Below are 13102 nucleotides of genomic sequence, written 5' to 3' on the forward strand. Positions count from 1 at the left end.
GGTACCACCTTGTTTCGCTGCGAGTGCAGCACAACTATTGCCCTTTATCGCAGAGTTACGGCTATGTTTGCATAGCAGCTCGGAAGCAGGTTCCAAAGAAATTTGAATATGCAGCTTTCAGCACGGGGCCGCATTCTCTTGAAACAAATTTTCTGTGTACTATTCTTCGTCTTCGCTTTTAGATATGTAAATGAGATTATAGGCAAAATTGTTAAATCTGTCAAATCAAATGAATGACGATTCCTCTAAAAAGAGATACAATAAAGTGAATAGTAATTCATTTAAGCAAAAGGGGTTTTGGTATGATACAAAAAATAACGACACCTGTTCCATACCCAGAAGGAACGGTTAACTCATATTTACTAAAAGATGATGCGCTTTCCATTATTGATGTAGGAACCAAAACAAGTGTTGCTTTAGAAGCAATGGAAGCGGGAATAAAAAATGCCGGTTATCAAATGACTGATATTGAACAAGTAATTCTAACGCATCACCATCCAGACCATATTGGTTTAATTGATGCATTTCCTAACGCCAAAGTATTAGGGCATGTTTATATAGATGCGTGGCTACGACGTGACCCCGTTTTCCTTAATTCACATTATGATTTTTACCTCGATCGGATGAAAGAGGAAGGGGTACCAGAAAAATACTTTGGATGGGTTAAAAAAATGACTCGTTCGATAGAAATGCTTGGGGAGCGTACTTTGACCGACCTTATACATGAAGGAGATGAAATACCAGGTCATCCTGGACTCGTTGCAATAGAAACACTAGGTCATGCACAAAGTCATTTTGCTTTTTGGAACGAAAAGAAAAGATGTATTTTTGGTGGTGACCTGCTCCTGGATCGTATCGCTTCTAATCCGTTAATAGAACCACCGTTGAATCCAAAGTCTAAAAGAGCTAAATCATTGTTACAATATAACAATTCATTGAAAAAACTATTAACATTACCAATAGATGTCCTATACAGTGGACATGGTGGCGATATTCATAATGTTTCAGAACTAGTGAATGCAAGGCTTGAAAAGCAGCATCTTCGAGCAATGAAAGTATTAAGTTTATTAGAAGGAAAGCCTCAAAATACATTTGAGCTGACTAAAATAATCTTCCCTACACATTATGAATCACAACTGGGTCTGACCCTTTCCCAAACAATCGGTCAAATCGATTATTTGCTAGATTGTGAGTTAATTAGAGAAGAAACGGATTCCAATGGAGTATTTTGGTATGAAAAAAAATAAAACCATTTTGGTTACTGGTGCAACGTCTGGAGTAGGACGTCTCATTGCATTAAAGCTTGCTGAACGTGGTGATAATATAATTGCAACAGGCCGAAATTTATCGGCTTTAGAAGAGATCCGTTCAAAAGGTATTACCGTAATACAAAGTGATTTATCAAATGCAGAAGGTGTGTTGGGGTTAGTAAATCAGTTGCCAGAGCTAGATGTTGCAATTTTTTCAGCTGGTATTGGTACATTTGAGTATGCCACAGAAACAGAGAATCAGGATATTATGGACATGATTTCAGTGAACGTACAGGCACCCATTTTATTAACGAAGTATTTAGCTGCAAAAATGAAAGAAGAAAAAGGATACGGTCAGCTGATTTATATAGGCTCGCAAGCAGGGAAAGTAGCAACTCCAAAGTCCGCTATCTATGCAGCGACAAAACATGCACTCATTGGTTATACTAATGCATTGCGAATGGAGCTGAAACCCTATTGCATTGCTGTAACCTGTATACATCCAGGTCCTATTGATACACCGTTTCTAGATAAAGCGGACCGTACAGCCTCCTATAGGAGTGCTATGAAAAACATATTACTCCAACCTGAGAAAGTGGCGGATGCTACAATCCGTACAATAGGAACAAGAATAAGGGAAGTCAATTTGCCGAGAGTTATGGGCATTACAAGCAAATTTTATGCTGTAGCACCGGCGTTGATTGAGAAGCTGGGGAAGAGTTTTTTTTATAAAAAGTAAGAGTTTTATTCTTATAGCGGTGATACGTACTATACGTATTACCGCTATTTTTGTGTTTTGAAAATGAAGATTTCCTATGTGGATAGTACTGAATGAAATTTGAGTAAAAAAGACTGATTCAAGTGAAAAAACAAATAATTTATTAAAATGCATGAACATTCACTTGAATTAATAAATATTACATGTTAACATAAATGCATAAATATAAAATAAATATGTATAAAAATACATAAAGGAGGAATGGGCAATGTCAAAAAAAGTAGTATTAGCTTATTCAGGAGGCTTGGATACATCTGTAGCAATCCAATGGTTGAAGGACAAAGGATATGAAGTGGTTGCTTGTTGTTTAGATGTAGGGGAAGGTAAGGACTTGGATTTTGTAAAGAACAAAGCACTCGAGGTCGGTGCTTCAGAGTCGTATATGGTAGATGCGAAAGATGAATTTGCAGAGGAATATGCGCTCCTCTCATTACAAGGTCATACATGGTATGAACAAAAATATCCGCTTGTATCAGCATTATCAAGACCGCTTATTTCAAAAAAACTCGTTGAAATTGCAGAAAAAACAGGAGCAACTGCAGTGGCACATGGTTGTACAGGGAAAGGGAACGACCAAGTTCGTTTTGAAGTATCTATACAATCTTTAAACCCAGATTTAGAAGTATTGGCGCCTGTGAGAGAATGGGCATGGAGTAGAGAGGAAGAGATTGATTATGCAAAATCTAAAAACATTCCTATTCCTATCAATTTAGATAGCCCCTTTTCAATCGATCAAAATCTCTGGGGACGTGCAAATGAATGTGGCATTTTAGAAGATCCTTGGGCAGCACCGCCAGAAGATGCGTATGAGTTGACTGTATCCCTAGAAGATGCGCCTGAAACAGCAGATACATTAGAAATTGAATTTGTAAAAGGAGTACCTGTTGCAATCGATGGAGTAGAGTATAAGTTGGCAGATCTGATTTTAAAACTAAATGAACTAGCAGGCAAACATGGAGTTGGACGCATTGACCATGTGGAAAATCGTTTAGTTGGTATTAAATCACGTGAGGTATATGAAGTGCCTGGTGCTCACACTCTTCTTCTTGCGCATAAAGAATTAGAAGATTTAACGCTGGTAAAAGAATTGGCTCATTTCAAACCAGTAGTCGAGAAGAAGTTAACCGAATTAATTTATGAAGGTCTTTGGTTCTCACCATTACGTATTGCCATAGAAGCCTTTATTAAAGAAACGCAGAAGTTTGTTAACGGCACCGTACGCGTTAAATTGTTTAAAGGTCATGCAATTGTAGAAGGTCGTAAATCACCTAACTCTTTATATGATGAAAAGCTAGCTACGTATACAAAAGATGATGCTTTTAATCATAATTCAGCGATTGGATTTATTGAGTTATTTGGTCTTCCTACAAAAGTTAATGCTATGATCAACAACAAGGAAACAAAGAAGGTGCAAGTATGAGCAGCAAGCTATGGGGAGGGCGCTTCCAAAAAGCAGCCGAACAATGGGTAGATGAATTCGGCGCATCCATCAGCTTCGATCAAGAATTAGTCTTGGAAGATTTGGAAGGAAGTATTGCCCATGTGACGATGCTCGGTACTACGGGAGTTCTTAACCACGAAGAAGTTGTCGCTATCAAAAAAGGCCTTCATACACTACAGAAGAAGGCAGAAGAAAATGAGCTCCACTATTCCGTTGAGCAAGAAGATATTCATCTAAATCTAGAAAAAATGCTCATCGATATTGTAGGCCCTGTAGGTGGAAAATTGCATACGGGACGAAGTAGAAATGACCAAGTTGCAACGGATATGCATCTGTTTTTAAAAAGACACGTAAAGAAAACAATTGCTCTTATCATATCTTTGCAAAATACAATTATTGAAAAGTCAAAAGAACATATTGAAACGATAGCTCCTGGTTATACTCATTTGCAACGTGCTCAGCCTATCTCGTTTGCGCATCATTTAATGGCCTATTTTTGGATGCTTGAAAGAGATAAATCACGGTTTAGTGAGTCAATCAGCAGAATTGATCTATCACCTCTAGGAGCAGGAGCTTTGGCTGGAACTACATTTCCAATTGATAGAGAGTTGACTGCAAATCTATTGGGATTCTCAGATATTTACCAAAATAGCATAGATGCTGTAAGCGACCGTGATTTCATAATCGAATTTTTAAGCAATAGCTCAATGCTGATGACACATTTATCTAGATTGGCGGAAGAAATTATTCTTTGGTCGAGCGAGGAATTCAGATTTATTGAATTAGATGACTCTTTTTCAACTGGCTCGAGTATTATGCCGCAGAAAAAGAATCCAGACATGGCAGAGTTAATAAGGGGAAAAACAGGCCGTGTATATGGCAATTTGATCGGTTTGCTAACGGTAATGAAAGGCTTGCCACTTGCTTACAATAAAGATTTGCAAGAAGACAAAGAAGGCATGTTTGATACACTTCATACAATTACTGGCTCACTGCGTATATTTGAGGGAATGATTCGTACTATGAACATAAACCAAGATAGTTTAAATAAAGCAGTTCATAATGATTTTTCAAATGCTACCGAATTAGCAGATTATTTAGTGACAAAAGGTTTGCCATTTAGGGAAGCACACGAAATTACGGGTAAGTTAGTATATTACTGTATAGAACATAGCAATTTTTTACTGGATTTATCATTAGAAGAGATGCAACAAGCGAGCCCTCTTATTGAAAGCGATGTATTCAAAGTATTAGCTCCTGAAACAGCAGTTAGTCGCCGTAACTCTCAGGGTGGAACAGGATTTGAAGAAGTTCGGAAGCAAATTGAAAAAGCACAAGATATCTTAAGTTCTCTAATAAGTATGTAATGAAAATCACGACCAGTTTCCAATGGGGGGCTGGTTTTTCTTCGATTTCAAGATATTGCACCAAAAAGACTTCCCTTTTCTTGTCATTCCGCCTTATAATAATAGCAATAGATTGCCCAAGTATTGAAATATTCTGTGGAAAGTATCCAAATGAGGGCCAAAAAGTATTGTGTTAAAACGAGAAAAGCCTTCTCTATAGCAAGCGTTTTAACAACTATAACTTAAATCAATAGGTGTATCATCACAAAGTTCAAAAATATGTCACACCCTAAATTTATGTTATTTCGTACAAAGTTTGTTACGATAGAAACAATAATCAAAAGGAGCGACGTACATAAATGAATACTGACGTTAATGTTTTTCTGGCGTTTGGAGCTGGATTTTTAAGCTTTATTTCGCCGTGCACGCTGCCTCTTTATCCAGCGTTTTTATCTTACATAACAGGTGTATCCTTTGATCAGCTAAAGAGTCAAAAAGGAATGATGCAAAGAAGAGCTATTTTGCATACTGTCTTTTTCTTAATTGGATTTTCAATGATTTTCATCGCTTTAGGCTTTGGAGCTTCATTTGTGAAAGGTATATTCGTAAGATATGATGAGTTAATACGCCAAGTAGGCGGAATTCTTATCGTTGTTTTTGGTTTAGTGATTACTGGCATCTTTACACCAAAATTTTTAATGAAAGACCGTAAATTTGAGTTAAAAAGTAGACCATCAGGATACATTGGGTCTATACTAATTGGGTTAGTATTTGCGGCTGGATGGACTCCATGTACCGGTCCAATTCTGGGGTCTATTATGCTATTGGGTTCTACCCATCCAGATTCAGCGATTTGGTATATGTTGGCTTATGTTTTAGGCTTTTCTATTCCTTTCTTTGTTCTTTCGTTCTTTATTTCTCGTATGAATTGGATTAGAAGAAATAGCCAAAAAATCGTTAAAGTCGGCGGCTATATTATGATAGTAGTCGGCATAGTTCTATTTTTCGATGGTATGACTTATTTTAACCGGTTAATATCGCCACTATTTGGTGGTTTCCAAGGATTCTAGTTTAGGAATGGTGATGGGGTGAAAAGGTGTCAACAGTCTTAGTAGTAGATGACGCAGCATTCATGCGTCAAGCGATATCAGGCATGCTAGTAGAAGCGGGATTTCAAGTTGTTGGTGAAGCAGTAAATGGCAAAGAAGCAATTGAGCAATATCTTAAGTTGAACCCTGATATTGTCACGATGGATGTGACAATGCCTATTATGTCTGGTTTGGAAGCAACGAAAGAAATCATAAAAGAAGATCCTAATGCTAAAATTTGTATGGTAAGTGCATTAGGCCAACAAAAATTGATCCTTCAAGCGCTGAAATATGGAGCAAAGGATTTTGTTATTAAACCTTTTGAGAGGGAACGTTTAGCCGCAACTATACGTCAAATGACCGAATAATTATTAAAAGATAGGTGACCTTTATGCTACAATCCATACCTTCTCAATATATGTTGGTAGGCTCAACAGTGGCTGTCGTATTCATGGGCATCATGATGATGTTTATCCGTGCGAGATCTGCTAAAAAGCCTGCAAGTGCAAGGAAGATAATTATACCGCCAATTGCTATGTCTACAGGTGCTTTAATGTTTTGTTTTGATTATTTCCGAGTGCCGTGGCCGCAAGTATTTGAGGTAGTTATAGTTGGAGTGATTTTTTCAACAGTATTGATTGCTACTTCTAAATTCCATATTGTCGATGGAGATGTATATCTAAAACCATCAAAAGCTTTCTTCTTTATTTTAATAGGGTTGTTGATAATACGAACTGTTGTTAAAGTTTATTTAAGCAACACTATCCATTTAGGAGAGCTTGGAGGAATTTTCTTCTTGCTTGCATACTCTATGATTGCACCTTGGCGTATAGCTATGTTGATCCAATACAAAAAGTTGGAAAAACAATTACATTTACAGCAACAGCCATAAATAACAAAAGGTTCTTTTCCTTAAAGGAAAAGAACCTTTTGTTATTCTAAAATATCTTCGTATGGGGATATATCAATTTGCATTTGATTAAGTTTTTTGCGCAAAAACTTATGATCCCTTTTCGGTGAGGCCTGTATGTATCCTCTAATGATGAGGTCCATGTTAATTTTTTTTGCTCTTTCTTCAAGAGCAAGCTCACCAATTTTTCCAGCTATCTTTTGTTTTGCTACATCTCGGAATAAATCTGGAACTGGGCTTACTAGCTCATTTAGCAACGCTTTTTCTTCTGGCTGCCACATGTGCAAAGTTTTTTGTACATAGTAATCTTGCCAATCTAGTGTGGATTTGCCATCATCTTTTGGCATAGATTTTAAAAACTTGCGGAACATGAAAAAACCACCAATAGCAAATAGACCAACGAGTACAACTACCCAAAATAATATAAAGACTAAAAACCAGCCGTTTAACACACTATTCACCTCATCACCATTATAAAAGGAAAGTAATAAATTTGCATCTATTAGTCTCCTTTTCACTAGAAATGTCTATATAGGAAATAAGGAGGGGGAGTAATTGAATACCTTTTATAATTGAACTTCAGGAAAGTTAAGTTGCTCAATGGATGGAGAGTGATTTTCCGTTAAAGAATTAAAGAAGCTATTTGTGTTAAAGAGGTAGGAGATAAGGGAGGAGGAAATGCGTTGGCTGAATGGGTCTCACTCATACAAGAAATAGGTTTCCCTATTTTTGTGTCATTCTATCTCATGCATCGAGTGGAAACCAAGTTACAAGCAATTCACGAGGCACTCTTAGATTTGAAGTAGAAGATTCACAAAGTTGACCAAAGAATTTTTTTGTGCGAGTCTATTCTATGATACAATTTAGTTAGGAATATCGTACATGAGGTGAAAGTTATATGAAAAAAATACTATTCTTACCATGCTTATTAATCGTATCGGCGATTTTATTATCTGCATGCGGCGGTGGCAATTTTAAGGCTGAAACGGATTGGAAAGTACAAAATTTTAACTATACCAACCAAAATGGTGAGAAAGTTTCACTCGACAGCTTAAAGGGAAAACCTTGGCTTGCCATGTTTATCTTTACGAGCTGTACAACAGTGTGTCCACCGATGACTATGAATATGACAGCGATTCAAAAGGATTTTAAAGAAAAGGGATTAAAGGATTACAATATTGTCGGCTTTAGTGTGGACCCTAAAACAGATACACCTGAAAAGCTTAAAAAATATTTAAAACAATATCCTGTTCCAGACACTTCTAAATGGGACCTACTTACAGGGTACTCACAAGATGATATTGCTAATCTTGCACTTAAATCCTTTAAAACATTTGTCAAAGATGATCCTAACTCCAATCAAGTAATTCACGGGTCAAGTTTTTTCCTAGTTAACCAAGAAGGCGTCGTTGTTAAGAGTTATAGTGGTTATAAAGAAGTACCATATGATACGATTGCTGTAGATATGGAAACAATCATTGAAGATGGAAAATAATTAAATTGAAATTATCTTTATAAATATTTTAAAACCAAATTGAACCCAATCATCGCGTAAAAATGGCGCGTGGATTGGGTTTTCTTTATTTCTTACTAAACCCCAAGCATAAATAAAAGACGAATCATATAAGCCAGATTGTATATGTTCGCCTTTCCTGTTCCATTTAAGTATTCTTTTTTTGATTTTCTTTTAGCAAATCCCTTATGTCTTTCAAAACATCTTCTGTAGTCTCCACTGGTACATCATCTGCTGTTTCTTCTTTTTTACGAAATTCAAGTTTCGAGGCTATTTTTGTCACGAAAAAGATGGAAAAAGCGATAATAAAGAAATCTACAACATTTTGAATAAAAACACCATACATGATTTTATGGTAATGTAACTCTTTAAATTCTACTTTTCCAAGGAAAAGTGCAAAAATCGGCATAATAATATCATTCACTAAAGAAGAAACAATCTTGCTAAAAGCTCCACCGATTATTACCCCTATAGCTAACTGTATGACATTACCCTTTAAAGCAAACTTCTTAAAATCTTCCCACAAACTAATTTCCTCTTTCTATTTAAAGTCACACCCATCATATCAAATCTAGTAATTCACCTCTAGGTAAAACACTTATTTCATGATAATATTAATATTTGACGATTATTTATTAGAATAGAGGTTGTATATATGAATAAAGTTTTTGCCGCTGTCTTATTAGCAACGGCGCTGGCAGCGATTGAAGGGACAATCGTATCGACTGCCATTCCAAGTATTACCTCAGACCTCTCAGGGGCTGAACTTATTAGTTGGATTTATTCTGCTTATTTACTAACATCCGCGATTGCCGCTATTATTTTTGGTAAATTAGCAGATTTATTTGGCCGAAAAAGAATGATCATGATAGGTATTAGTATTTTCTTATTAGGTTCCTTATTGTGTGGTATCGCGACTTCAATGGAAATGCTCATCATCTTCCGTGCTATTCAAGGGATTGGAGCAGGATCCATTTTACCGATTACCTTAACTATTGTTGGCGAACTCTTCGAAACAGAGAAAAAACGCGCAAAAGGACAAGGATATATCAGTATGGTATGGGGAGTTGCCGGAGTTGTAGGTCCGTTGATTGGGGGCTTCATAGTCGATCAATTAACATGGCACTTTATCTTCTTGCTAAATATACCATTTGGACTCGGTGCTATATTTTTAATTGCTAAATACTACGAAGAAGAACGTGTAATTGTCAAACGCTCAATCGACTACGCTGGGGCATTTCTTTTCTCTGTTGGAATGGTCTCCTTGCTATATGCTCTGATTACAGGGAGTAATACACAAGAATGGCTTACAGTCAAACAAATTATTATGTACATTCTAGCTTTATTATTCTTAGGTTTATTTATTGCTGTTGAGAGACGGGCAAGTGAGCCTATTATCCCACTTTCATTATTTAAAAATAAGAAGTTAAATATAGTTAATGGCTTGACGTTATTTTGCTTTGGTATCGTCATTAGCTTATCGGCATACTTGCCAGTATATGCACAAGCTGTTTTAGGAAAAAACGCTACTGCAGCTGGTTTAATGCTAACGCCGTTATCAGTGATGTGGACAGTTGGCGCCATCATTGCAGGTAATTTAATTGGACGTGTTACAAGTAAAACAAACATTATGACAGGTACTGTCTTTTTATTGATTGCGACATTTATGCTGATGTTCTTATCTTCTACAACACAACCGTTATTTGTCTATCTATCAACAGGGCTTTTAGGACTTGGCATGGGTTTTATCGCACCAATGCTAATTATTACAGTACAAGCCTCTGTAAAAAAAGAACAGTTTGGAATTGGAATAGGTTTGAATTCGTTCACGAATACATTTAGCCAATCTATTGGTGCAGCAGTTTTTGGTGTACTGTTCAATACTGCTACAAGTAGTAAACTTGCTGACATGCATGCAAGCCATATCAATTTAAACGGTACATTTGACACGAAGTTATTTTCGCCAGAACAAATCGAAAGTATTATAAATATTATAGCTGGCGGCATTCACTCTGTTTATACAGGGGCGTTTATTTTTGCGATTATAGGATTTATTTTCTCCATCTTTATCGCTAAAAGAAAAACCGAAGCATAACAAAAAGAAACCCATTAAACGAGTAATTGTTTAATGGGTTCTTTTTTTATAAAACATTCGCGCCCAAAGCTTCTTTAAAGTGTCTTAGAGCCCATGTATGGCCATCTTGGTTAAAGCTTGCAACTGCATCAGAATAAATATGGAGGTGATATCCTAAATTGTAAGCATCGACAGCTGTATGTAATACACAGATATCTGTACACACGCCAGCCAAATATAATTCATTAATTTTTCTTTCTCGTAATAGCAGTTCCAAATTGGTTCCGGCAAAAGAGCTATAACGTGTTTTGTCCATCCATTTGACATTAGGCAGGTGTTTTATCTCTTCGTACAGAGTCTGGACGCTATGGTATAATTCTCTGCCTTTTGTTCCCCTTATATTATGAGAAGGGAAAAGTGCAGTTTCTGGATGGAATGGATCATTTTCTTCATGCAAATCACAAGCAAAAATCACTAGCTCTCCTTTGTTTACAAATTCATTGATGTGTTCAATCATCTTTTCTTCAATCATTTGTCCAGGCTCTCCACAAGTAAGCAACCCATCTGTAGCTACAAAATCATACGTATAGTCAATAATAATTAATGCTTTCTCCATTTAATAAACAGCTCCTTTGTGTCTTTACATATATCATGACATAATTGAAGGGTAATTACGAAAAAACTTAAAATAAAAAATATTTTGCATATTTATATTATCTAGACTATAATAACAAAAAACAAGAAGGGTGTTGGAGCTAATGGATCAAACTGTAGGAAAAAAGTTAAATAAGCAAGCATTGCTCTTTGTTTTTATACATTCTATCTTCTTTCTAAATCTTGCTTTTGATTTTATCGAAATCCCGATTCATTAAAATAAACATGAATAAAAGATGATCTTCTAGGCTTTTCTTATGCAGATTACTGCGCAAGGGAAGCTTTTTTTATATGGTTATATTTATGGAGAAGCGAAAGTTGTCGAAAAAAACATTGACACTTTCGACAATTTTAAATTATATTTCTAGTATAAAGTTTTAGAAATCAGTAGGCTGACACTTTATTTTAGGTCGCTTTATTGTATAGCGGTTTGAAAACTATATTTGTAGAACACAATGATTAGCAAATTTGCTGCTTTAAAGCCTCATACTAATAAATGTTACCGCTTACAAAGGGGTGTTCTGATTGACTTTGCAACAAGATGAACAAAAAGTGTTGGTTAAACAAGGGGAAATATCTGCGGGAGCACAGGAAGAAACACATTTAAAGAGAAAATTAAAATCTCGCCATCTGACAATGATTTCAATTGGCGGTGCGATTGGTACTGGTTTATTTTTAAGCAGTGGTTCAGCCATTCATACAGCAGGGCCAGGTGGAGCGCTGCTCGGTTATATGTTAGTTGGAGCAATGGTCTATTTTGTTATGACAAGCTTAGGAGAAATGGCTGCATATATGCCAACAAGTGGATCGTTTAGTTCATACGCCTCCAAGTTTGTTGACCCTGCTTTTGGATTTTCAATAGGTTGGTTGTATTGGTTTAACTGGGCAATGACAATTGCTGCGGAATTGACCGCATCTACAATGATTATGAAATTTTGGTTTCCGGATAGCCCGTCATGGATCTGGAGCGGCGCATTTTTAGCTATTATATTCTTGCTAAATTATTTATCAGTTAAAGGCTATGGTGAAGGTGAGTATTGGCTATCGTTAATCAAAGTTAGTGCTATTGTTATTTTCTTAATTGTCGGAGTCTTAATGATTTTCGGAATTATGGGTGGCGAAGCAGTAGGGTTTAAAAACTTTACAATGGGTGACGCGCCTTTCTCAGGAGGTATTCTAGGAGTATTCGTAGTCTTTATTGCGGCTGGTTTCTCCTTCCAAGGGACTGAGATTGTCGGTGTAGCAGCAGGGGAAAGTGAAGACCCTGCCAAAAATGTTCCTAAAGCAATCAAAAGCGTATTTTGGCGGATCTTGTTATTCTACGTTTTTGCTATCTTTGTAATAGGATTATTAATTCCATATACAAATGCCAATTTACAAAATGATTCAGTTATGGTGAGTCCATTTACATTAGTATTGAAAAAAGCAGGGATTGCTTTCGCTGCGTCTCTTATGAATGCAGTTATATTGTCTGCCGTATTATCAGCAGGAAATTCAAGTGTCTACGCTTCAACTCGTATGCTGTTTTCAATGGCGAAGGAGGGACAAGCACCTCGAATTTTTGGTAAATTAAATAAACGCGGTGTACCAGTAGTGAGTATGATTTTCACTTGTGCAATTGGCGCACTTGCATTCTTAGCATCATTTTTCGGTGATGGAACTGTTTACTTGTGGTTAATGAATGCCATTGGTATTACTGGATTTATATTCTGGTTAGGTATTTCAGTAAGCCATTATCGTTTCCGAAAAGGATTTTTAGCGCAAGGCCATTCATTAGATGAATTGCCTTATCGTGCCAAGTGGTTCCCGATTGGACCGATTTTCGCAGTTGCATGCGGTATAATTGTGATTATTGCACAAAACTTCCAAGCCTTTTTAGCTGATAAAGTTGACTGGGGAAGTGTAGTAGCAGCTTATCTAGGTATTCCATTATTTTTAATCTTGTTCTTTGGTTATAAATTTGTCAGAAAGTCTAAAATTGTTAAACCAGAGGAAATGGATTTTACGTTTAAAGATTAACGATAAAAAGAAGCAGGTATATTCCTGCT

General features: G+C 36.4%; 14 protein-coding genes and 1 other annotated feature (1 of these 15 running past the window's edge). Of the genes, 11 read left to right on the forward strand and 3 right to left on the reverse strand.

What is annotated here, in order from left to right:
- Positions 1-182: a binding site (T-box leader), on the reverse strand (it extends 26 nt beyond the left edge of the window).
- Positions 183-302: 120 nt separating this feature from the next.
- From M2M59_RS07650 to M2M59_RS07680, 7 genes are all read left to right on the forward strand, one after another.
- The gene (locus tag M2M59_RS07650; protein WP_147193525.1) at positions 303-1247 is read left to right on the forward strand and encodes an MBL fold metallo-hydrolase; all 945 of its coding nucleotides are present in this window, start codon (positions 303-305) and stop codon (positions 1245-1247) included.
- Positions 1234-1989 (forward strand): SDR family NAD(P)-dependent oxidoreductase, encoded by a 756-nt coding sequence (locus M2M59_RS07655; RefSeq protein ID WP_249775912.1) that lies wholly within the window; start codon positions 1234-1236, stop codon positions 1987-1989. Before M2M59_RS07650 ends, M2M59_RS07655 begins: the two co-directional genes overlap by 14 nt.
- A gap of 247 nt (positions 1990-2236) precedes the next feature.
- Positions 2237-3448: an argininosuccinate synthase gene (locus M2M59_RS07660; protein WP_147193523.1), complete on the forward strand. Its 1212-nt coding sequence runs from the start codon at positions 2237-2239 to the stop codon at positions 3446-3448.
- Complete coding sequence (gene argH, locus M2M59_RS07665) at positions 3445-4836, forward strand: argininosuccinate lyase (RefSeq protein ID WP_249775913.1); 1392 nt, start codon at positions 3445-3447, stop codon at positions 4834-4836. The genes M2M59_RS07660 and argH overlap by 4 nt, the downstream gene beginning before the upstream one ends.
- Positions 4837-5174: 338 nt before the next feature.
- On the forward strand, positions 5175-5885 hold the full coding sequence (locus tag M2M59_RS07670) for a cytochrome c biogenesis CcdA family protein (RefSeq protein ID WP_147193521.1): 711 nt from the start codon (positions 5175-5177) through the stop codon (positions 5883-5885).
- Positions 5886-5911: 26 nt separating this feature from the next.
- A complete protein-coding gene (locus tag M2M59_RS07675) occupies positions 5912-6271 on the forward strand; it encodes a response regulator (RefSeq protein WP_184117490.1) in 360 nt (119 codons plus the stop codon).
- Between the two features lie 23 nt (positions 6272-6294).
- A complete protein-coding gene (locus M2M59_RS07680) occupies positions 6295-6795 on the forward strand; it encodes a CcdC family protein (RefSeq protein WP_147193520.1) in 501 nt (166 codons plus the stop codon).
- 41 nt (positions 6796-6836) lie between these two features.
- Here M2M59_RS07680 and M2M59_RS07685 read toward each other — a convergent pair whose 3' ends face one another.
- Entirely contained in the window at positions 6837-7265 is a 429-nt protein-coding gene (locus M2M59_RS07685; protein WP_066786929.1) for a DUF2621 domain-containing protein, read from the reverse strand.
- A 231-nt stretch (positions 7266-7496) separates the two neighbouring features.
- Here M2M59_RS07685 and M2M59_RS07690 point away from each other — a divergent pair, with 231 nt between their 5' ends.
- Both M2M59_RS07690 and M2M59_RS07695 read left to right on the forward strand, forming a co-directional pair.
- A complete protein-coding gene (locus M2M59_RS07690; RefSeq protein WP_084246878.1) occupies positions 7497-7619 on the forward strand; it encodes a YvrJ family protein in 123 nt (40 codons plus the stop codon).
- Between the two features lie 92 nt (positions 7620-7711).
- Complete coding sequence (locus tag M2M59_RS07695; protein WP_147193519.1) at positions 7712-8308, forward strand: SCO family protein; 597 nt, start codon at positions 7712-7714, stop codon at positions 8306-8308.
- Between the two features lie 166 nt (positions 8309-8474).
- Here M2M59_RS07695 and mscL read toward each other — a convergent pair whose 3' ends face one another.
- Positions 8475-8852, reverse strand: a complete 378-nt coding sequence (mscL, locus tag M2M59_RS07700; protein WP_147193518.1) for a large conductance mechanosensitive channel protein MscL — start codon at positions 8850-8852, stop codon at positions 8475-8477.
- A 129-nt stretch (positions 8853-8981) separates the two neighbouring features.
- Between mscL and M2M59_RS07705 the strand changes: the two genes are divergently transcribed.
- Positions 8982-10421, forward strand: coding sequence for an MDR family MFS transporter (locus M2M59_RS07705; protein WP_147193517.1), 1440 nt, complete (start codon positions 8982-8984; stop codon positions 10419-10421).
- A gap of 46 nt (positions 10422-10467) precedes the next feature.
- Here M2M59_RS07705 and M2M59_RS07710 read toward each other — a convergent pair whose 3' ends face one another.
- Positions 10468-11016: a cysteine hydrolase family protein gene (locus tag M2M59_RS07710; protein ID WP_249775914.1), complete on the reverse strand. Its 549-nt coding sequence runs from the start codon at positions 11014-11016 to the stop codon at positions 10468-10470.
- A 674-nt stretch (positions 11017-11690) separates the two neighbouring features.
- Between M2M59_RS07710 and M2M59_RS07715 the strand changes: the two genes are divergently transcribed.
- Entirely contained in the window at positions 11691-13073 is a 1383-nt protein-coding gene (locus M2M59_RS07715; RefSeq protein ID WP_249775986.1) for an amino acid permease, read from the forward strand.
- The last annotated feature ends 29 nt before the right edge of the window (positions 13074-13102 follow it).

The sequence above is a fragment of the Rummeliibacillus sp. G93 genome (genome assembly GCF_023515935.1).
In the GTDB taxonomy this organism is placed as follows: Bacteria; Bacillota; Bacilli; order Bacillales_A; family Planococcaceae; genus Rummeliibacillus; species Rummeliibacillus stabekisii.